Annotated in this window: 14 protein-coding genes and 1 tRNA gene; 10 read left to right on the top strand and 5 right to left on the bottom strand. The window is 38.5% G+C overall.

Annotated features, from left to right (window positions below; translation table 11 throughout):
• The first annotated feature begins 1 nt into the window (after position 1).
• From J7604_RS14425 to J7604_RS14410, 4 genes are all read left to right on the top strand, one after another.
• Positions 2 to 868 carry a type IX secretion system membrane protein PorP/SprF gene (locus tag J7604_RS14425; RefSeq protein WP_293897036.1) on the top strand — a complete coding sequence of 289 codons (867 nt, stop codon included), beginning with the start codon at positions 2 to 4 and terminating at the stop codon, positions 866 to 868.
• A 916-nt stretch (positions 869 to 1,784) separates the two neighbouring features.
• The gene (locus tag J7604_RS14420; protein WP_293897035.1) at positions 1,785 to 4,415 is read left to right on the top strand and encodes a hypothetical protein; all 2,631 of its coding nucleotides are present in this window, start codon (positions 1,785 to 1,787) and stop codon (positions 4,413 to 4,415) included.
• A gap of 19 nt (positions 4,416 to 4,434) precedes the next feature.
• Complete coding sequence (locus tag J7604_RS14415; protein ID WP_293897034.1) at positions 4,435 to 6,861, top strand: family 43 glycosylhydrolase; 2,427 nt, start codon at positions 4,435 to 4,437, stop codon at positions 6,859 to 6,861.
• 88 nt (positions 6,862 to 6,949) lie between these two features.
• Positions 6,950 to 7,486, top strand: a complete 537-nt coding sequence (locus J7604_RS14410; protein ID WP_293897033.1) for a DUF6702 family protein — start codon at positions 6,950 to 6,952, stop codon at positions 7,484 to 7,486.
• 457 nt (positions 7,487 to 7,943) lie between these two features.
• Here J7604_RS14410 and J7604_RS14405 read toward each other — a convergent pair whose 3' ends face one another.
• Positions 7,944 to 8,831, bottom strand: coding sequence for a PorP/SprF family type IX secretion system membrane protein (locus tag J7604_RS14405; RefSeq protein ID WP_293897032.1), 888 nt, complete (start codon positions 8,829 to 8,831; stop codon positions 7,944 to 7,946).
• A gap of 114 nt (positions 8,832 to 8,945) precedes the next feature.
• Here J7604_RS14405 and J7604_RS14400 point away from each other — a divergent pair, with 114 nt between their 5' ends.
• The 4 genes from J7604_RS14400 (at position 8,946) to J7604_RS14385 (ending at position 14,262) form a co-directional block, all read left to right on the top strand.
• The gene (locus J7604_RS14400) at positions 8,946 to 9,515 is read left to right on the top strand and encodes a sigma-70 family RNA polymerase sigma factor (protein ID WP_293897031.1); all 570 of its coding nucleotides are present in this window, start codon (positions 8,946 to 8,948) and stop codon (positions 9,513 to 9,515) included.
• Positions 9,512 to 10,594 (top strand): SprB repeat-containing protein, encoded by a 1,083-nt coding sequence (locus J7604_RS14395; protein WP_293897030.1) that lies wholly within the window; start codon positions 9,512 to 9,514, stop codon positions 10,592 to 10,594. The genes J7604_RS14400 and J7604_RS14395 overlap by 4 nt, the downstream gene beginning before the upstream one ends.
• Positions 10,595 to 10,597: 3 nt before the next feature.
• Complete coding sequence (locus J7604_RS14390; protein ID WP_293897029.1) at positions 10,598 to 12,031, top strand: leucine-rich repeat domain-containing protein; 1,434 nt, start codon at positions 10,598 to 10,600, stop codon at positions 12,029 to 12,031.
• A 200-nt stretch (positions 12,032 to 12,231) separates the two neighbouring features.
• Positions 12,232 to 14,262: a cellulase family glycosylhydrolase gene (locus tag J7604_RS14385; RefSeq protein ID WP_293897028.1), complete on the top strand. Its 2,031-nt coding sequence runs from the start codon at positions 12,232 to 12,234 to the stop codon at positions 14,260 to 14,262.
• A 642-nt stretch (positions 14,263 to 14,904) separates the two neighbouring features.
• Here J7604_RS14385 and J7604_RS14380 read toward each other — a convergent pair.
• Positions 14,905 to 14,978 (bottom strand) — tRNA-Ile (locus J7604_RS14380).
• Between the two features lie 96 nt (positions 14,979 to 15,074).
• Here J7604_RS14380 and J7604_RS14375 point away from each other — a divergent pair.
• A complete protein-coding gene (locus tag J7604_RS14375) occupies positions 15,075 to 15,701 on the top strand; it encodes an HAD family phosphatase (RefSeq protein ID WP_293897027.1) in 627 nt (208 codons plus the stop codon).
• On the top strand, positions 15,694 to 16,827 hold the full coding sequence (locus J7604_RS14370; protein ID WP_293897026.1) for a site-2 protease family protein: 1,134 nt from the start codon (positions 15,694 to 15,696) through the stop codon (positions 16,825 to 16,827). Before J7604_RS14375 ends, J7604_RS14370 begins: the two co-directional genes overlap by 8 nt.
• Before the next feature lie 4 nt (positions 16,828 to 16,831).
• Here the strand turns inward: J7604_RS14370 and J7604_RS14365 are convergent, their stop codons facing one another.
• The 3 genes from J7604_RS14365 to J7604_RS14355 are packed head-to-tail and all read right to left on the bottom strand — an operon-like array spanning position 16,832 to position 22,154.
• The gene (locus J7604_RS14365; RefSeq protein ID WP_293897025.1) at positions 16,832 to 18,682 is read right to left on the bottom strand and encodes a T9SS type A sorting domain-containing protein; all 1,851 of its coding nucleotides are present in this window, start codon (positions 18,680 to 18,682) and stop codon (positions 16,832 to 16,834) included.
• A gap of 10 nt (positions 18,683 to 18,692) precedes the next feature.
• Positions 18,693 to 19,460: a PASTA domain-containing protein gene (locus J7604_RS14360; protein ID WP_293897024.1), complete on the bottom strand. Its 768-nt coding sequence runs from the start codon at positions 19,458 to 19,460 to the stop codon at positions 18,693 to 18,695.
• Positions 19,461 to 22,154, bottom strand: coding sequence for a D-alanine--D-alanine ligase (locus J7604_RS14355; RefSeq protein ID WP_293897023.1), 2,694 nt, complete (start codon positions 22,152 to 22,154; stop codon positions 19,461 to 19,463). It abuts the gene before it with no gap.
• Positions 22,155 to 22,181: the final 27 nt, after the last annotated feature.

Here is a 22,181-nt window from a genome sequence, read left to right as displayed (position 1 = left end):
AATGCGGATTACCCTGTCAGTTTTAGTTTCTCTAATTTCTTTTACAGCGTACTCTCAGTCCGGAAGAATATATCAGGATGTTTTTTCTTCTTTTTTTACTAACATGGCTTTGGTTAATCCATCATACGTTCCTCAAGATGGTAATGTTGAACTGATGTCCTATTATAAATTCAGGCAAGGATTATTAAGTGATGTTTCCACTTTTATGGCTTCAGGTCATAAAGTATGGAGAAAAGAAAATGCGCCTGACCATCTTGCAAGGCTTATCTTTTTTAATGAAAAAGAAGGTCCCTTTATATCCAGTTCCAGAGCTTATGGAAATTATGCTGTGAAAGAGCATTTATCTTCTGAAGTGGATATTTCAGGAGGAGCTTCTCTGGGGTTGGCAGGTATAAATTTCTCCACTCCGTCTGCAGCAGGTTCCCTCACTGTTTTAGACGGGAATATAGGTCTTGGTTTCAATTACCGGAAAATCTCTGCTGGTATGGCCGCTATTCAGGCTTTTAATGCCCAAGGTACGGTAACCTCTGGTAAGGTGCGGTTTGAGAGATTCTATAATATGCATTTTAGTGCTGAAAAAACAGTAAGTGAAAATCTGGATCTCAAATCATACTTTTTGTGGAGAAGCCTGCCCAGCTTGCCAGATCAATATATTGGAGCGTTAACCTTTTTTTATGGTGGATTCCTGGAAGCAGGGGCATTGTATTTCAGGCCAAGAGGAGTATCTTACTTAGGTACAATAATATTGAATCAGGAGAATAACCCTCTTTCCATTCTAATGACTTATAATACGTCTTTTTTGGGTTCCAATCCTCTATGGGGAAATTCATTTGAGATTGGATTGAAATATAACATCAATAAGCAATAAAGATGCAATTACTTTGACTTAATACTTTGACCATGATTACGCTTTAATAAAACTGGTTCCTGAATGTCGGCATCATATTGACTATACAAATAATAGGTTTGTTTAAATCCGACTTCTAATTTCTATCTGATTGTATCACAATAAACATAGCTAATATCTTTCAACCTTTTTATAAAAAGTTATGACTAGAAAAAAAATATTGGAAACCATGTTCACCTTTGCTTAACATAACTGTAAGAGAAACATAATTAATTAAAGGTAAGTGAGTCAATTTTAAATTCTCATAAAAAAATGTTCACCATTGTTTCCAGTAATTGTAGTAGAATAAGGATCTGATAAAGAATGTACTTTACTATAAGCTTTCAATATGATAAGAACTATTATTCATTCGAAAATAATCATTGGAGTTATAAGGATCATTTTCACATTTATTGTTATTACTCTTATGATATTAAGTTTTATTTCTGTACATCTTTAGTCTAGAGAATTTTATTTTTGAATTTAAAATAAAATTTTACACTCTTTTAATTATCAATCTTGTCAAAAGAATAAGAGTTGATTAATACATGATGGGAATCTGTTTCGTTGTTTTACTCATTATTTTTTATTTTTTATCTTTATTACTTTTCCTCTTTACTAATTTCTCATTTCTTATAGATACAATCTAAATAACGCTTGAGTTATATACCTTTTATTTATAGTATAAATTCATAGATAAAATTTTATATAAGAAAACATATTCAATTATACTTTCTCAAAAATTTTTTCCTCATATCGTTACTTCTCATTTTGTTGAATGTCTCCTACCAGCAATTGATTCAAGAAGGAATGAGTCAGGTCGATTTGATCAATGGCATAATAGTAAATGTGATGTAGTGTCTTTACTATAAATGATAACAAATAAACCTAGATCAAAATGAAAAAAGCCGAACACTCAAGCGGATTTCCACCTTCCATACAAGGGAAGAAATTAATACTCTTGTTCATTATGTTTTTCGCACTGATGAATGCGTCTCAGGCACAAAGGTGGATGGAGAATCTGGGCCGCGGTACTGTGGCTGTCAGGAAGAGCAGTAATGAGGTCTTTGTGAGTTGGAGGATTCTCGGGCAAGAATTTAATACAGACATTAGATATAATGTATACAGAGGAAATACACGGGTTGCTTCTAATTTAAATGTATCCAATTTTACCGATAACACAAATACAAACAGTACCTATTATGTTGCTGCTGTATTAAACGGAGTGGAACAAACTAAATCTCCTATGGTAAATGTAAACACTCATGTGCAGGGAACGAATGCGATGGCTTGTGTAAGAGTACCTATTAATAATTTACCCAATACCTACATAGGCCTTATACATGTGGGAGATTTGAATGGAGATGGCGAGTATGATTATGTCTTTACAAGACATCCTAATGATCCGGCTCAGCAAATCATGGTGGAAGCCTATTTAAATAACGGTACCTTCTTATGGCAATACAATTGCGGTCCCAATAGTGTAAATAAAGATCGGATAGAACCTGGTTCTGCTACCCTCGACCCAGGACATGGAGACAATTGGATGGTGTACGATTTGAACAATGATGGAAAAGCGGAAGTGGTCATCCGCACTGCCAATGGAAGTGTTTTTGGAGACAGAAGTGTACTTAGTGAGAGCAACAACAACAGACAATTCATCTCAGTGTTGGATGGAATGACAGGTAAAGAAATGGCTCGAGCTTCAGTTCCAACCGATTTTATTGCAGACGGCCCTATGAACGGACAGATGGGAATTGGCTATCTCGACGGCACCAACCCGAGCATTGTTTGGTCGTCTAAAAACCGTGTCGGAAAGGGTGGATTTAATATGATGGTAACTTCATACACACTTGCCAACGGATCTCTGAGCATGAACTGGAAATGGAAACGAAGTGGAGGTTGTCCTGACGGACACAATCTTAGGATCACGGACCTGGATGGAGACGGGAAAGACGAAATTATTCCTTTCGGATTCGCACTGAGACCAAACGGTACATTGCTATGGGATCTCGGATCACAAGGTGTTATTCATGGAGACCGGTTTCATATTGGGGATCTGGATCCTAATCGACCAGGGCTGGAGGGGTATCTTATTCAGCAAGACAATCCTTCAAAACTTGGATGGGTATATTATGATGCACTTACAGGGAAAATATTGAAGAGTCAGTTCATGGACGCTGTATATGATATGGCAAGAGGTTATGCAGGAGATCTTGATCCAAGATACAGCGGTTATGAATTTCATACTTTCACTGACGGATTGTACAATGTATCCGGAACAAGAACATCTTCAGGCACTCCTGATTCCTATCCTAACCTTAGGATCTGGTGGGACGGAGATTTATTGAGTGAGAATCTGGATAATAACAAAATGACCAAGTGGAATTATACTGGTCAGTATGAAGACCGATTATATAATTTCAGGAATAACGTACAATGGGCCAGGAACGTCCCCGGATGTTATGGAGATATAATGGGCGACTGGCGAGAAGAAGCGGTATATTCTTCTGATGATGGTCGAAGCCTGTTGGTATTTACAACAATTACTCCTACAAGTGAACGGATCTATACCTTGCCTCATAACCCTGGATATAGAAATAGCATGACTAATAGGGGATATTATCAGTCCCATATGGTTGATTACTATCTCGGTTTTGGAATGAAAGCACCTGCTCCGCCAAATATTAAAATCGTAGGTAAATCAACATGTACACCTACAGCCGTGGTTCCTTATTATCAGCTCAATGGAGGAACCTGGGTGCAAAGCGCAACTGCTACGGCAGATGCCGGAGGAAAAGTGGTACTGGGGCCTCAGCCAGCAAACGGTGGTACATGGAGCTGGACAGGACCCGGAGGTTTTACATCCGCAAACCGTGAGATCACACTGGATAACATCCAACAAAATCAGGCAGGTGATTATGTAACTACATTCAAAAATGCTGAAGGATGTACAAGTACAGGTACAATTACTGTCAAGGTGTGTTCACCTATAACGGTCACGCATCATGTACAGATAGACGGAGGAGCATGGATCCAAACATCTTCAGAATCTGTAAATGCAGGAAGTACGGTCCGCTTCGGCCCCCATCCCATGACAGTGGGAACATGGTCCTGGTTAGGACCTAACGGATTCACTTCTACGACCCGAGAGGTTACTATAAATTCCATACAGGAGAATCAGGCCGGGAATTATGTTGCTGCCTATAATGATGCTTCCGGATGTCAAAGCAAAGGAACTCTCATAGTTAATGTAAATACGATCACTAATACGGTCTCACCATTAGAAGCGCGTTCTTCCGCAACTATACTTCCTAATCCGGCTGAAACGTTTTTCACCGTCACGGTTCAGGAAGAAGTGCAAAGTATAGAAGTAATAGATATGAAGGGCTCGTTTATGTTTGCTCACGGAAAAGTTGGAAAAGGAGAAAGTATTGATTGTGGAAGTGATCTGGCTTCTGGGCTTTATACAGTAATGATCAGATATATCAATGGAAGAGTGGAGGCGAAAAGAGTACAAAAACTTTAATCATTAATGAAATCACAATATGAAAAAAACATTACATAGTCTTCGTCTGATTGATGTTCAAAGAGAGCAGACCCAATCAATGATCAAGAAAATGTTCTCTTATGATAATCGTTTTCCGATTCGGCTTTTTATTTATGAGGATTTTATAAAAGCTGTTTCTATAGGAAAGCATATATCGCTAACATTTATAGCATTTCTCCTAGTTACTTTTTCGAACGTGTATGGTCAGAAGATACAAAATGATGTCTTCTGGAAAGATACTCAGGGAAATCCGATTTATTCTCAGGGCGGAGGTACGCTAAAAGTTGGAAATACATATTACTGGTACGGGGTTAAGTACAGAGGCGCAGTCACCTATTACAACGATCCTTATTCAGGTAAGAACGGAGATATTGCCTTTCAGGGTATCACCTGTTACTCTTCCACGGATCTTACCAATTGGAAGTTTGAAGGATATGCGCTGACACCCTCGGAAATCAATGGAGGCTGGATCGGGCGTGTGGGTGTGGCATACAACCGCACAACAAAAAAATATGTGTTGCTCTCCCAGCTTAACGATGGGCTGATGTTTGCTACTTGCAATACGCCAAATGGAAGATTCACATACCACCACACCCAAACAAAGATCCAGAATGTGGTGAACGATATGACCGGTGACCAATCTGTCTATACCGATGAAGATGGTCAGGCGTATCTGGTTTACAGCAACAGGGAAGGAAGATCTCACTTGTATGTATCTGCGTTACGAACTTCTGATTTTCTGAATGCAGAACCGGCTGTAAATATTTATAACAGCAGATCAGGAGGACGCGAAGGGAGCATCATGTTCAAACAGAATGGGACCTATTATTTCTGCTCATCCGATCTTCACGGATGGAATACATCCAAGACCTATTGCATTACAGCAAAAAATATTTTCGGTCCGTATTCTTCAGAATTTGTTATACAGGGCACTAGTGCAGATTATTCACATGTTACACAATGTGGCCTGGCAGTAGAAGTAAAGGGGACGAAGGGATCTTTCGTCATATTTGGTGGAGACCGCTGGGCAGACTTCGCTGGAAACGGCGTAGGATATAATCAATGGATACCTATTTCCTTTAATGGGAATACACCGGTATTTAATTCGCTCAGTCAATGGAATATCGATGCCGCCGAGGGGACCTGGTCTGTAGGAAGCGGTAACAATTATGTTTTGAACCCTAACTTCGAAGCGGACCGGATCTCCGTAACCAGCGTGACTGGATGGTCAAAAACCGGTATAATTGGAGGTAATACCGGAGGAAGTCATGACCCTGGACGTTATGCCTTGTCTCAAAGTAGTTCCTCTGCTTACCAGTCTACCATATATCAAAATATCACTTTGCCGAACGGAACATACACCTTGTCTGCCTGGGTCAAGAGCAGCGGTGGTCAGAAAGCAGCGAATATCTATGCAAAGAATTTCGGAGGCAGTGAAATGAATTATTCGATCAACAGGTCCATGGGAAATTGGACGAAAGTAACTATCTCCAACATTAATGTGACGAATGGAACAATTCAGGTGGGGGTATTTTCTGATGCAAATGCAGGCAACTGGGTAAATGTAGATGATTTCAGTCTGGTCAGGACAGACGGTAATGACTGTTCAAGTGTCACAACTGTCGTTCCTTATTACCAGCTCAATGGAGGAGCCTGGGTGCAAGGAGCAACTGCTTCAACAGATGTCGGAGGAAAAGTAGTACTGGGACCTCAGCCAGCAAGCGGTGGTACATGGAGCTGGACAGGACCCGAAGGTTTTACATCCGCAAACCGTGAGATCACACTGGATAACATCCAGCAAAATCAGGCAGGTAATTATGTAGCTACATTCAAAAATACAGAAGGATGTACAAGTATGGGTACATTTACAGTCACGGTGTGTTCACCTACAACGGTCACGCATTATGTACAGATCGACGGGGGAGCATGGATACAAACATCTTCAGAATCTGTGAATGCAGGAAGTACGGTCCGCTTCGGCCCCCATCCCATGACAGTGGGAACATGGTCCTGGACCGGACCTAACGGATTCACTGCCACAACCCGCGAGGTTACTATAAATTCCATACAGGAGAATCAGGCTGGGAATTATGTTGCTGCCTATACAGATGCTTCTGGATGTCAAAGCAAGGGCACTCTGGAAGTCACTGTAAATACGATCACTAATACGGTTTCTCCATTCGAAGCACGTTCTTTAGCAACTATACTTCCTAATCCGGCTGAAACTTCTTTCAATGTCACAGTTCAGGATGAAGCGAACAGTATAGAAGTAATAGACATAAGGGGATTGGTTCTGTTTGCGCATGGGAAAGTCGGAAAAGGAGAAAGCATTGATTTTGGAAGTGACCTCGCTTCCGGACTTTATACACTAATGATCAGATACACAAATGGAAGATTGGAAGCGAAAAGGGTACAAAAACTGTGATCATTTTTAAATTCTTACCGCATCAGTGGATAGATCAATATCCCCTGATGCTTGTATAAAAAAAGGAAGGTGAATTTAATTCATAGATATGCGTACTACTCCCGTGTTGAAACCAATTCTGTTATTTTTCCTTTGGTTACTTGTTTATCATGTCTATGGTCATGATACAAGAATGACCCAATCAATGATAAACTTTTCCAAAGGTAAAGCTACCATGAACACTCGTATGTTTGGCGATGATCTTCAGAATGCGTTGATCAAGCATTATAAGAAAGAGATAAACTTGACACAGTTTTATAAAGCTCCATTCCCTGATGAAGTAAAAAAGCTAATTCAAGGTTACATGAATTATCATTTTCATCTTACCGTGAATACGAAAAAAGTTAATTTAGCAATCCTGTCTCTCGCCTGGGATCAAGCTTCCTTTAAACTGGGAGAACCGGTCTTGATCATAGAGATGTCGTCCAATGATCCAATTGCATCTGTAAAACAAATTAAGATCCACAACTCCTTCTTAAATCATATTTTTGATCAATATAATTTTGTTCATATAAATATGAATGGTAAAGAGGAAGAGATTCTAACTTTTGAAAATGGTGAAGAAGAAGCTGAGATTAGCTTTTAGAGGCAAATCATAATTGTTTCCTTAGTATTGTGTCTGAACATGGTTGATATTTTATTGGAGTCAGGTAGCTTCCCAAGTCCTAAACCTACACTACTGTAAAATGGCTTAGAGACGATTGATGCATTAACGTTATCAGAACTCCTATGGCAGTGACAAGTGGTGGCTGTGAGACCAATCCTACTGCGGAAAGGAATAACTGATTACTGAAGTGGATGCTGCCATTAGTTTAGGGAAGACATCCTCACATTTTTTCCTTGGAATATAAATTGTATAAGGCAGTTGTCTTGCGCAGTTGTTCCCGTCTTTTAGCGTGAGCCTGTATCAGGTTCGTTAAGGTCTTTAAAAAAACACTAAAAGAAGTCGAGGTCTTTCCGGTACTGAAACTTGTCATTGTATAGAAAAGATTACTGTAGGATCAAGTACGGTAGGACAATTTTTCCCGCAGTAAGTTGAGATATTATTTCAGTTTATATGCCAGGACAATTTCAAAAGTCTGTATGTTTCCCAAATTAATCGATGGCCATGGCAAACTATAAGAAACCGTCAAATCTGTTAAGCCTTCTAAAAAAGAAAAATCTCTGATGCCTAAAAAATAAACGGTCCCTCTTTGTAATTGATAACTTAATCCAAGAAAAAACAGATCGTCAATTAAAAAAGAACCCGTAATATCAAGTTCTGATCTTTCTTTCTTCATTGTATAAAAAAACCAGGGAGTAAAAGAGGTGTGAGGGGTGAGCTCCATTTTTCTGGAATATAAAAATTTATAATACCTTTTTATCGGTAAGGGTTGTGAAAGAAGTTCAATGGATCTATTAAAAATCTGGGAGGAAGAAACGCCAATCTGTTCTTTATCCCTGTAAAAAAGAAAACCTATACTTCCATCCGGAGCATAAGATGAAACTCCCTGTGAGGTAGGTGTAGGATCAACAGACAGATTAAGCAATCCTAAAGATACACCTCCTGAAATTTTCCAATTTTCAGAAAGAGCCAGATGATAAGCATATTGAGCATACATTCTGTTGAATGAAAACAGACTTCCCTCTTTATGGTTCATAAAGATTAGTCCAAAGCCATGACCTGAGCCTTCATCTTTTTTTCTGGCATATTCACCAATTGCTAAAAATGTACGTATTCTACTAAAATAACCGGCATTGAGCCTTTCTCCTGCCAGCATGGATAGTTTATCATACCTTCCTGTAGCAGAAGGATTTACAAGCGATTGATAATTGAAAAATTGAGAAAAAACCGGTGGGTAAAGAAAATTGTTTTGAGCATGGGATACAAGCGATAATAAGATTATCAGGAAACAAACTGGACAACTCTTTAAAGAAGGTATAATCGCCACACTATTTTTATACTAAATCTAAAATTAGTACTTTATATAATCACAAGTTTATTTCTTTAATAATTTTTTGAATAGGGGGTCACATATGATCCATATACGGGGAAGTAGATAAACATGGCTGAAAAGGATAAGGAGATTCTGGATAGTATTGCGAAGGGAAGAGACAATGAGGCATTGGGTGCTCTATATAAAATTTCTTTGCCCAAAATCAAAAAATTTATATTATCTAATAATGGGACTGAAGAAGATGTAAAAGATATTTTTCAGGATACGATAGTAGTTTTTTATCGGCAGGTAAAATCGGGTAAATTTAAAAGCGAACTAGATATTGACGGTTTCCTGTACTCAGTTGCAAGGAATCTTTATTTCAAACATTTTACCCGTCACACCAGAAAAAATGTCCTTGTTGATTCTGTAGCAGAAGACAAGGAATATGAAGATTTACTGCATCAAATAATCGGAAAAGAGAGGCGGATGCTTATAAAAAAAATATTTAACGAACTTGGTCCTACCTGCGGCGAACTCCTAAAACTTACGATGTTTAATGGATATAATTTAAAGCAGATTTCAGAAAAAATGGGGTTCAGCAATGAAGGAGTAGCAAAGACCAAAAGTTATAAATGCAGGCAAAGGCTTATAAAATTGGTACAAGAAAATAACCTGATAAACTTTTTCAAATCGTGAGCTTGGATAAGGAAAAATATGATCTGATTGATCAATACCTTAAAGGAGACCTTTCTTCTGAAGAGATATTTGCATTTGAAAAAGAAGTTGGCAATAACCCCGAACTGGCTGAGCAACTTCAACTTCATCAGTTAGCGGATGAACTGAGCTTTGAAAAAGGATTAGTGGATATCTGGGAAAAAGTAGGCCAGGATTTGTCTCAGCAACCGCCGCCTTCTCTCTTTTATAAAAAAATACTGATGTTTTTTGCCGGAGCACTTATCCTTGCAGGGATTACCATTTATTATTTAACCTTAAGGGAAAAAGAAATTATAGCATTGCCAAAATCCGTAACTATCAAACAGGTTGATCAATATGATTCAAATAAAGCTGAACGATCTCCGGAAGAAACGTTACCGGAAAATAAAGCAAACAAAAAAAATATGATCGGTACAGAACACAAAGAAAAAATGCTGGTAGTGCCGCATGATACCAATTTAGCGCTTAAAGAAAATTTAGTTGCATCGCCGAAAGAAGATTCATTGATAAAGCAGCAGCCGGTTAATACTACCCCTCCTGTAATTCCAGACAAGACCTGTCCGGAAATTACATTTGGTGTCCATACGAAGCCATCATGCAGGAACCAGGAAAACGGGAGTATACAAATACAGGTTTCGGCTATTAAAGGCGGAGAAAAACCTTATTCATATTCCATTGATGGCAATGATTTTAACTTGGAATCTTTTAACAACCGACTTGCCAAGGGGATTTATCAAGTTAAGGTAAAAGACCAGAATGGATGTGTAGCTCAGAAGCAGGTAGAGGTGCATGAAAAACCTTGTCCGGAATTTAAAGATTATACATTTAACCCTAGCTTGGGCAATTGGAAATTGCCTTTCCTGACAGGAGAAAGCGGAACGATCACTATTCTGGATCAATCGGGAAAAGTTGTGTACGGCACCAAAGTTATTTCAGGTGTTCCTGAGGAGTGGGATGGCCGGTTCCGGACAGGTGAGTACGTTGAAATAGGTACTTATTTGTATATTGCAGAACCGGAAGATAAAGAAATAAGACAAGGTTACATTACCATTATTTATTAACGGATGAAAAAGGTTGTACTATTTCTGGGAATATTTTTGGGGGTATGTGTTACGAAAGTCCTCTCCCAAACGGCGGTGATTCCTGATCCGGCCTTCAGGCAATTCCTTGTTACCAATCATCCATCTTTAATGAATGCAAATCAGGAGCTGATCACAGCCAATGCTGCTGCCGTTACAGGGGTGTTTTATTGCAGTGAAGCAAATATTTCCAGCCTTGAAGGAATTCAAAACTTTACCGGAATTAAAGAGCTCCAATGCCTCAAAAACAAGTTAACCACACTTCCGAATCTGAGCAATCTTACCGGTCTTACACAGCTGAACGCCTCCGGAAATCAACTTACTATTCTGCCTGCATTGAATTCACTGATCAATCTTCAGGTATTGAATGTGATGGAGAATAAGATAACTGCCTTCCCTGATCTTTCCGGCTTGACAAATATTAAGGAGATACGCATTTACAAAAATCAGCTTTCTTCCATTCCGGATCTTTCGGGCTTATCCAATCTGCAGAAACTCTCATGCTATGAGAACAATCTTACCTCCATTGGTAAAATGCCAGCATCGTTGAAAGAGCTGAACTTTGGCGATAATCGGATGACCGTTATACCCGATATTTCACTTGCAACAGGATTAACCCTGCTTGCGGCTTATACTAATCAAATTTCGTCTTTGCCAGATTTATCAACTTTTACTTCTTTAGTACATTTAAATCTGGGAACGAATAAAATTTCTTCTGTTCCCAATTTGAGTACTTTAACAAACCTGAACCACTTAACTCTTGATAATAACCTTCTCAGCGATCTGCCTGATTTATCAGGTCTGAACCAGCTTACTTTTTGCTGGCTGCATAAAAATTTCTTTACTTTTGAAGACTTGTCACCTTCCGCTGCCAATCCGAATTTCGGAAGCTGGACCATCCATCCTCAAAATCCGATACAGGTATCGCCCTCTTATAAAGGAATGGAAAACCAACGTCTTGAAATTTCTCTTAATTATAACTCATCGATATCAGGACTTACTTTTTCCTGGTATCAGAACGATTCGTTAAGAACACAAACTGCAGAGCCCGTACTTGAGATCCCTTCGCTGCAAAAATCTGACAATGGCTCCTACTATTGTGTTGTTACATCCTCCCAACCTTCATTAAGCGCTCTAACCCTTACTTCTACAGAATTTACCATTATCATGATCCCGGATTTCCTGAAGGGGTCAGAAGAGCTTACCCTAAGTCCAAATGGGGACGGCAAAAACGATGAGATCTATTTTGAAGAGCATGGTACACTCAAAGTATATGCTTCCTCAGGAGATCTTGTGGATCAACGATCTTCCCCATGCTATTGGAACGGCACGACCAGATCCGGAAGAGACCTTGAAATAGGGTATTATGTGATCCGGATCAATGATGAGATCACTTATCATATGAATATTGTCAGGTAAGCCTGCATTTTTAGAATACGTTTTCCCCGAATCTCCTTTTTTTATTCAGCAAAAATCTGACTATACCAACCCTTAAGATTAATTAATTATCTTTTAAGAATATTTTCAATGAGGGGTCACCTTTTGAAGTCCTTTTGGAAAGAAGATTTAAACTGAAAAAATGGCTGGACATTTTAGTATTTAATCTTAATCCAATAAAAATGAAAAAGAACCTGCATTTAACTTTTAGTAAAGCGCTGCCTCCTGTTTTGAAGATGATGCTTATCAGTGCTATCCTTTTTGCACACGTCCATGTAAATGTGCATGGACAAACTTTTGTAGAACAGCACGGTCAGCTCCGGGTGCAAGGAAATAAAATTGTTGATAAGAATGGAGCGCCAGTTCAACTGAGAGGAATGTCACTTTATTGGAGTCAGTGGCTTCCTAAGTATTATACCTACAATACTGTAAAATGGCTTAGAGACGATTGGTGCATTAATGTGATCAGAATTCCTATGGCAGTGTCAAGTGGTGGCTATGAGACCAATCCTACTGCGGAAAGGAATAAAGTGATAACAGTAGTGGATGCAGCCATAAGTCTTGGGATATACGTTATTATTGATTTTCATGAGCATGGAGCGCAAAATAGACTCAATATTGCCAAAACATTTTTTGCAGATATGTCGCAGCGTTATGGAAATCAACCTAATGTTTTGTATGAAACATTTAATGAGCCTCTGGATGTTTCCTGGGCTTCTGTCATAAAACCTTATCACGAACAGGTCATTTCTACAATCAGGCAATATGATCCGGATAATATCATTATTTGCGGTACACGGAAGTGGTCACAGGAAGTTGTTGAGGCCTCTTTAAATCCTATAAACGGACCCAATATTGCTTACACCCTGCACTATTACGCTGCTTCACATAAGCAATGGCTAAGAAATAATGCGCAGACCGCAATGAATAATGGGATAGCTCTTTTTGTTACCGAATACGGTACAACTGAGGCTAGTGGCGATGGTACAGTGGACGCTGCGGAATCCAGATTATGGTGGGACTTTTTAAATAAAAATTCTATCGGCCACTGTAACTGGTCTGTTGCTGATATTAGTGAAAGTTCAGCAGCACTATATTCAGGAGCGAGTCCGAATGGCGGCTGGACTGCCAGTCAGATTAAACCTTCAGGTACCCTGGTTAGAAATGAGCTGAAAGCCCGGTGTGGCCTGACACCTCCGCCCTGTACCACATCAGCTCCAGTGGTTACCACTTCGCTATCTTATTGTCAGAATGCCGTTGCATCACCCATAATAGCCAATGGGACATCATTAAAATGGTATACAACAGCTTCAGGCGGGACTGGTTCGGCTGCAGCGCCTACACCCTCTACGGCAACAGCGGGAAGTACCACATATTATGTGTCACAGACACTTAATGGATGTGAAGGCCCCAGGGCAGCCATTGCTGTAACAGTAAATCCAGTTCCTTCAATTGTTCCTTACGTTCAGCTGGATGGAGGAACCTGGTTACAACAGAATACTGCTCAGATTTGCCAGGGAGGATCATTGAAACTGGGACCACAACCTGGAACTACAACAGGATGGAGTTGGTCTGGCCCCAATGGTTTTACCTCAGGTATAAGGGAGGTTTCTTTAACACCTATCTCTGCAAATCAGGGAGGCGTTTACACGTCAACTTATACTTCCAATGGATGTAGTAGTACTCAGACATTTACAATAACAGTGAATAGTTTTCCCAAAGCTGAAATTACAGCAAGCGGGCCTACAACATTTGTGGAAGGAGAAAGCGTTACCTTAACGGCAAATGCAGGAGCAGGATTAAGTTATAATTGGTTTAAAGATCTTTCTCAGATTGGGACCAGTGCCAGCATTATAGCTACAACTTCAGGAAGCTACACAGTGGATGTGACGAATGCTTCACTCTGCAGATCAACTTCTGCTCCTGTGACAGTCAATGTCGGTATAACTACCGGTATACATGATATTAAGGAATTGAATAGTACCATTTATCCCAATCCTGCAACTGGAGATCTTAATCTTCAAATGGACTTTGATCTGTCAGATGCAACAATCCAATTGACCGATGCATTGGGTCAGAAGGTGCAGATATCCATAAATATAAATGGTGGAAAAGGAGTAGTTGATGTTAGCTCCTTACCTGATGGTTCATACTTTCTGGTGCTCAGAAAGGATGATCAATTCACTAAAAAGAAAATAACCGTAATGCATTGAAATGATAATCTGATTGGAACGTCTTTTAACCTTATCGATTTTCTTTTAACTAATAATGCCAAAGAGTAATGACTTGTATGGTCATTACTCCTATTTTAAAACATGAAACATAATTCTATTTTTATTCGAAAGACGGATTATCAAACTTATACCAACCCATATACTATAATGGAGCAATATAAAAGTCTTTGAGATGTATCAGAGAATTAATGCCAATATCAAAGGCCCGGGAGCTGTTTTTTTCTTGTCTGAAAAGACTCGACTGGAAGGTTTGCCCGAATGTCATTTAACAAGCCAATACATGCTTCGGATTTCCAAATTAACAACCATTTTTCATCTGCCCTTTTTTGAGAATAAATATGGTGAAGTTTACCCCGTTTTTTTTATTTCAAACCAGAATAGTTTCTCTACCTCTTTGGAATTAGAGATTCTAAATTGCTTACTTAATTTTTTTTAAGTGTATGTATTTTTGCTGTTGAATAAAATTTAATGGGGGCATAAAAGAATCTGATATTGATTTTTTGAATGGAGCCGTGTCCTGTGAAGGTGATGTGCGTGGTTTTTGTGCTCTTTAAAAGAGCTGAAATGTCTAAAAATAAAGAAGCCTCATCGCTTGATGAGGCTTCTTTATTTTATTGTCTGTGGGCCCTGCTGGAATCGAACCAGCCACCTACTGATTATGAGTCAGTTGCTCTAACCGAATGAGCTAAGGGCCCCTTCCCTCAGAAGACTTTTACAAGCCCCCTTGAATTTGGGAGTGCAATTTTACATATTTGCATTCATATTGCCAAACATTTAAACACTATTTTCAATTGAATTTTTCAGAATATAAAAATATTATTTTTGATCTCGGCGCTGTAATCATCAATATCGACTTTCAGAAAACTTTTGAAGCTTTTGCAAAACTTGGTAATACCGATGTCCTACAGGTGCTTAAAAACTTTGAAGAGCAGAAAATATTACATAGATATGAAACAGGGGAGGTAGATGACAATGGTTTCAGAAATCTTATCCGAAAGGAATTCGGAAGCCAGTTGTCCGATGAACAGATCGACAATGCCTGGAATGCATTGCTGCTGGATATCCCTCAGGAAAGGATAGATTTGATCTTAAGACTGAAAAACAGATACAGGATATTTATCCTGAGCAATACGAACGCGATTCATATTAAAGGAGTAAATGCTATATTGGATAAAACAACAGGTATCTCAAATCTTGACAAGATTTTTGAAAAGGTGTATTATTCTCACGAGGTCTTGTTAAGAAAGCCAGATGTAGCGATTTACGAATATGTGTTGAGGGACAAAGATTTAAAAGCCTCTGAAACAATCTTCCTGGATGATAATTTAGATAATATAAAAGCATCTGAAAGGGCGGGAATTACCAGTTTATGGGTAAATCCTCCATTGACGATTTTAGATTTATTGAAAGATGCATAGAGAAAAAATAAAGACATACCTGATTCAATTTTTCCTGTTTGTTACAACTTTAACCACTACAACTTTAGCAGGTTATACATTTACCTCTTCAAAGTCTTCAAGCTTTGAAGCAATCTTGCAGGGTTTGTATTTCTCAATCCCTTTTCTTGGAATCCTTACTATTCATGAGTTTGGGCATTATATCACAGCCCGATTATATAAAGTAAAAGTAACGCTTCCTTACTTCATACCCTTTTTCACTTTTATAGGCACTCTGGGAGCTTTTATAAAAATGAAAAGTAAATTGAGATCTAAAAAGGAGATCTTTGATATCGGTATTGCCGGACCGTTGGCTGGATTTGTTGCTGCTCTAATTATATTGTGTTATGGCTTTACACATTTGCCTCCTCGTGAACATATTTTTACTATACATCCTGAATATCAAAAATATGGTCTTGAATATGAAAAGTATGTATACAATCCTGAAAATAAGGATCCGGAAAGCATTTCTTACAAGATAGGTGATAACCTGTTGTTCCAGTTTTTTAAAAAATATGTTGCTGCCGATCCTTCATTAGTGCCAAATACATATGAACTGATTCATTATCCATTTCTTTTTGCGGGCTTTTGGGCTTTATTTTTTACAGCACTTAATTTGCTTCCAATAGGGCAGACAGATGGAGGCCATATTTTGTATGGACTGGTAGGCGCTAAAAGACAAAGGCAGATAACACCTGTAATTTTTACTCTGTTTGTCTTTATAGGTGGACTAGGAATTTTTTCTAATGATAATATTTTTGGAAGTTATGTTCCCTTAGGTTCATTTGAAAACTTTATAGGATTTGCACCTTTCTATCTATTTTTGCTCTATTTAATATTTTCAAAGGTCAGTGAAAATAAGATCACTAATTTTTTAATTGCTACAGTTGTTTTTACTCTACATTTCTTCCTAAGCATACTGATGCCATCTCTTCAGGGGGCTGTAGGCTATCTGGTATTCGCTTTGTTGTTTGGGCGTTTTCTGGGGATATACCATCCACCGGCTGAGATAGAAGAACCATTAAGTACTTCAAGAAAAATATTAGGCTGGGTAGCTTTGATTATCTTCATAATCTGCTTTTCTCCCCAGCCTATAATGGTTGAATAGTATTTTATTTGTTAAGTAGAACCTTTTTAACTGTCAAGGCATTGCCGTCAGTAAGGTGAAGTAGGTACAATCCATTGTTCAGATGACTGATATCCATCAGGTTTTCTGAGAAGACATAATTATCGTAAATCTGTTCAGCCATCACTCGGCCTGACAAGTCATATAAAGTAGCTTTTGATATTTTACCATAAATATTAATCAACCCTGTGCTTGGGTTTGGGAAAACATTAGCTTCAAGCTCTTGCACAGGAGGTTTATTCCCAACAGGAAATCCTTTTCCAAAGACTGGTCTAATCATGATAGTGCCTGGAGCCTTGTCAAAATTCTGCCACTCATTTCCAAGGTTCACAAACGTATGACTCTGGTTATCATTATTCTTATCAAAGCCAATTCCTAATTGATATGTATTCCCAAAATTCTGACGATATCCAACGTAGAAGGAATCAGTTAGCAATACAGGATTTGCAAGATGATACCTTTTGTATGTATTAAGACTTGTGTATTCAATGATAATATCTTGTGATGTTAGAACTTCTTCATTGTTTTTACCAATAGTTATGGATTTCCATACATTCAGCACCAGAGGCTGTTTGTCGAATGAGAGTCCAACTCGGGGAAAGTATATTTCAATATCCGTAATGGTATCAGGTTTGGTTAACCCGAATTTCAGTGCGAATCTAGATCCGGCAGAGTTAGATCCTACATAAAACTCAGCTGTGCCATCATCATAAGCATAATAATCAGATAATGCTGTGCTTTTGCAAATGCTGTCATTTACCCTGAAATCAATTCCATTCTCAATAGTATCTTTAGAATGTATTGCAAAGCATTGATTAATGAAAACAGGTTCAGTTGTCTCTGTTACATTGATATCATCAAGATCCCATGCAATTGTAGCCTGAGCAAAGGGGCCGATCAAAGCACCCTGCAAGTTTCTTGTCTGAAGAATGTTTTGAGTTGTTTTATCAATGGCATAACTCGTATATGTAGGAGTTCGAGTAATACCCAAGTTGTGAACACGAACATTGCTTGACGATGCTTTTGCACTTCCTCCACCAGCTACGAACTGATTTACCGGCATTGACTGATAATTTTTAAGCAAGGAGGTAGGTAATGTAATTGGAGCTGCGTCTGGATATAATGTATCGCTTTGAGTTCTGTTAGAATCCAAGATGATATAATCAATATTCCAGATATCGAAAGACCCGCTTTGTCTTCCGTAAGAAGTAAAGCGGAATTGGAAGCCACCATGAAAGAAGGAGGAATCTTTTATCGGAATAATTTTCTGAAAGAAATTTGATTTGTCTGCGATCGGAGGCTTATTAGACCAGACTGTCTTCCATTTCTCTTCCGCATTTTTAAATTCAAGTCTCAGTGAATCAATTTTATTGTCTGAAGGATCTCCGAAACCAGAGTTTTGCCAGTAGAAACTCAGCATGACAGAGTCTGCTGGGGTTAATGATTTAAGATTTATCGGTTTTGATGTCAGGTCGTCTGTTTTTCCCTCTGCAGTTGGTATAGAAAAGTTATAAGGCATTCCTTCTGCATTGAGGCCATCAAAGGTTGCAACTTTTACACTAGGAGGATTCATGGCATAATCCTGAGAGATAAAAGTGCCGCTACCCGACATCCATCTGGAAAGGTCGGGAGAAGTAGTTATATTCTGGGAAAAGTCTTCGAAGAAAGGTAAAGAGAGCGTATCATTAATAGCAGCCACTCTTAAGTTTTTATTTAATCCTCTTGAAGGATCGTATTCGAGGGGGCGGATAAAAATCTGCCCCCAAGTATTTTCATTGAACAGGAAAAAAGTAAAAAGAAAATAAAAAAATGGAGATCTTATAAAGCTTTTTAGCATATAGATAATTTTAATGAGTTATAGTAGTCGGTTGACCCGCTACCCATACATCAACGATTTCTCCGATTTTTAATTTTTCTCCTGCTGCAGGTTTTTGTCTGATTACAGTTCCTTCAGGCTCTGTAGATTCAGGATCAGATTTTTCCGAAATGGAAAGTCCGGTTCCGGAAAGTAAAACTCTTGCCTCATCAAGTGGCATTCCAATAAGATCAGGTATTTCTTTTTCTTCAGTACCTGTGCCATTTCCAACCATTAATGTTACTTTGGTTCCTTTTGATACTGGTGCTCCGTGCTCAATATGTTTTCCGTCAACTATTTGGTCTATTACCACATTTGAGTATGGGCTTGGTACATATTGTGTTCCGGCAAGAACAAGATCATAACCTTTAAGCATCATTTCAGCACTTTTCAAAGAAAGGTCTACAAGGTTAGGCATTTTAACCTTTGGAGGATTCAATGAACTAACAGAAATATAAATCTTTCTGCCATCTTTCACTTTTGATCCTTCCAGTGGGTGTTGGGAAAGTACAGTATGTGGCTTAGATCCGCTTACATAAGTAGAGTCATTGATCTGATATCTCAGATTTCTGGAAGAAAGAAATTCGTCAAGCTCGGCAACAGTCATTCCGGTTAGTTTAGGCACTGTTATACTTTCCCCATGCTTGGTAGCAGAAGGAAGATAGAAGTAAAAGAACATAGCCAACAGTCCGAAAAATAATGTTGCAATAATGATCACATGAATAACTATGTGCTTCCAGGAGTTTGCTTTAAAAATCATTTATATTAAAACTTTTCTGTTATTTCTTTCGATTCCGAATGTAAGTATTTTGTCAATGAAATCATAAGGCTTATAGCCATTGATCGCCGTCTGATGGAAAATACAGGTCGCAGGTGTCATACCTGGCAACGAGTTTACCTCTATAACTATTGTCTCTGCTCTGTTATCATCGTAAATTTTAACGAAAGCATCGATACGGGCATATCCCTGAATGTTAAGAATTTTTGCTGCTCTTTGAAGTTCAGCTCTCACCTGAGAAGAAATATATTTTTGAGCTTCAGGATCTTTGCTGTACCTGGCAGGTGTTATATTCTGACCTTCACCAGCAAGGAATTTTTCTTCAAGTGAAAGTACATCTCCTGTAGCCAGCGTTTCACTTGGCTCAAACATTTCATACTCAATTTCCCCGCTTGCATTAAATTTGGTTAGTAAACCTCCTGTAACTTCAAGGAAATGTTTTGCATTGCCTTTACTTACAAGATCTTCTATCAGAAAATAGTTTTTGCAAGGAAATTCTTCATTGTACTTCAGTTTTAAAGTTCTTGAAGACTCTGAATCTCTGAGATCATCCCATGCAAAGATCAATTTTGCATAAGCTGTCAATTCTTCAAGGTTATTGATCTTTTTTACAGCAGAGCTACAACCATCGTCAGCTGGTTTTGCAATAATAGGATATTGGAAAGTGCTTTCGATTTCTTTAATAAGGGTTTCATAATTATTAGCCCAATCATTTTTGAATACAAGTTTATGATTGGCAACCTTTACGCCATTCTCTCTGAGAAGTTTATTGGTCTCATACTTATTTATGGTGATCTGAGAGCTTTGTACTCCTGATCCATTGTATGGAACCCCGAATTTCTCAAGGTTACTTTGTACAACTCCGTCTTCTCCTGGTCTTCCATGCAATGCTATGAATACCGAATCAACTTTCTCCGCCAGCTCAGGATAACTGATTTCTCTCGGCTCAAGTATGGCATTACCAGCATATTTAACAGTGATATCTTTTGCCTCTGTGATCACTTTCTGAATCACAGGATGCTTGGATTTTGAATCTGCTGAAAGGACCTTATCTCTGATATCATCTGCATTGTCTTTCAACATGATGTTTACAGGGATGAGATAAAGCTTGTGAGATTCTTCATTTCCTGTAAGGAAAATCGGAACAGGCTCGTATTTCTTGCTGGAAGCTAGTTTCTCAAATATATTTCTTCCGCTTTCTACTGAAATATGTCTTTCAGAAGAATAACCACCCATGATCACTGCAACTTTTGTTTTCTCTGAAGCAGCAGTATTCAATCTATGAAGGTTTGAGTCAAGCGCATTTAATAATTGCTTAAATGCAAAAGTCTTCTTACCTGTTTTAATTCTTTCAGCAAGTGATGTCCTGATAATATAGGTCAGGAATTGAGATGGATTTAATCCTATCTCGGCAGCCTGATGGAAAAAGAAACTTGATGGAAGCATTCCCGAAGTAGTATTCGGATCGTTCAGGAAAATTTCTCCTTCCTGATTGATGAACCCATCCAGACGTGCATAAACGTTGAAGTTTAATTCATTGAAAAGACGCTCGCATGCTGTTCTGATTCCTTCGATCTGATTGGTGGAAATGTCAATCGGGGTAACTTTTCTACTCATACCTGGAAGGTATTTAGAGCGATAGTCAAATACGTCGTTACCTTTACGAATTTCTGTTGGAGGCAAAGCTACTGCTTTACCTTTATCGTCCTGCACTACAATACAGCTGAACTCTTTACCGCTGATGAAACCTTCAATTACAATTTCTTCTTCGTTGTCAAGGCTTTCAAGGATCAGAGTGGAGTCTGACTGACTGAAATGAGCGTTAAGATAGTTGTATAGATTTTCAGGATGGTTGATCTTATTACCGCTCATCATAACCGGCAGACCAATACCATCACGTATATCTGTTAATGTTCTTATGAAATTGATTTTGCCTTCTTCTGAAAGGCTTGTCCAGTCCTGTTTTGAAACAGGTTGTATGAAAAAGCTTCTGTAAACTGCTTTCTCAAATGCCTGATGATCTTCCTTGCTGATTACAGAGATTCCGATAGAAGATCCCTGGTAAGGAGCTTTTACCACAAATGGAAGTCCGAGCTCATTTCTAAATTGATGAAAAAAAGAGGATTTGTCTGATTCATTTAACCAATCTTCTTTTTTCAGATAAAGATTTCTCGGCCCCGGAAATCCTGCATTTTTCATCAGTTTCTTCTGAACGATCTTGTTGATTCCGATAGAAGAAGGAAGTATGCCTGATCCTGAATAAGGAATATTATACCACTCTAATAGTCCTTGAATGTTCCCGTCCTCACCGTATGGACCGTGAAGTGCGAGGAATGCAAAGTCAAAGAGTTTGGAAAATTCATCAGGTTGGATTCTTCTTCCTACCTGGCGGATAACGTTTTCTCTTTCCTCTATGCTTAAATCCCCCAGAGATTCAATATATATTTGAAATCCGTGTTGAGTAGGGGGAAGATGGTTAAACGGAGGGAAGAAATCTCTGATAGTACCTTTATATATATATTGCCAGTCCAGCAGTATAAAATCACCTACACTGTCAACAAAAACTGGAACAGCTTCAAATAAATTCTTATTAAGGTTGTCATAAACGGTACGTCCACCTGCAAAGGAAATTTCTCTTTCTCTTGACTGTCCGCCAAAAAATATTCCTATTTTCATGATATAATCCTTCTTTTTACCGGTTAA

This window comes from Sporocytophaga sp., from assembly GCF_017745095.1.
Lineage (GTDB): Bacteria > Bacteroidota > Bacteroidia > Cytophagales > Cytophagaceae > Sporocytophaga.
The sequence above is the reverse complement of the archived record's forward strand: the minus strand, read 5'-3'. Positions and strand labels throughout refer to the sequence as shown.

Coding starts and splice junctions, on each gene's coding strand:
- J7604_RS14425 (WP_293897036.1), top strand. CDS start 2: ATGCGGATTACCCTGTCAGTTTTAGTTTCTCTAATTTCTTTTACAGCG.
- J7604_RS14420 (WP_293897035.1), top strand. CDS start 1,785: ATGAAAAAAGCCGAACACTCAAGCGGATTTCCACCTTCCATACAAGGG.
- J7604_RS14415 (WP_293897034.1), top strand. CDS start 4,435: ATGAAAAAAACATTACATAGTCTTCGTCTGATTGATGTTCAAAGAGAG.
- J7604_RS14410 (WP_293897033.1), top strand. CDS start 6,950: ATGCGTACTACTCCCGTGTTGAAACCAATTCTGTTATTTTTCCTTTGG.
- J7604_RS14400 (WP_293897031.1), top strand. CDS start 8,946: ATGGCTGAAAAGGATAAGGAGATTCTGGATAGTATTGCGAAGGGAAGA.
- J7604_RS14390 (WP_293897029.1), top strand. CDS start 10,598: ATGAAAAAGGTTGTACTATTTCTGGGAATATTTTTGGGGGTATGTGTT.
- J7604_RS14385 (WP_293897028.1), top strand. CDS start 12,232: ATGAAAAAGAACCTGCATTTAACTTTTAGTAAAGCGCTGCCTCCTGTT.
- J7604_RS14370 (WP_293897026.1), top strand. CDS start 15,694: ATGCATAGAGAAAAAATAAAGACATACCTGATTCAATTTTTCCTGTTT.
- J7604_RS14365 (WP_293897025.1), bottom strand. CDS start 18,682: ATGCTAAAAAGCTTTATAAGATCTCCATTTTTTTATTTTCTTTTTACT.
- J7604_RS14360 (WP_293897024.1), bottom strand. CDS start 19,460: ATGATTTTTAAAGCAAACTCCTGGAAGCACATAGTTATTCATGTGATC.
- J7604_RS14355 (WP_293897023.1), bottom strand. CDS start 22,154: ATGAAAATAGGAATATTTTTTGGCGGACAGTCAAGAGAAAGAGAAATT.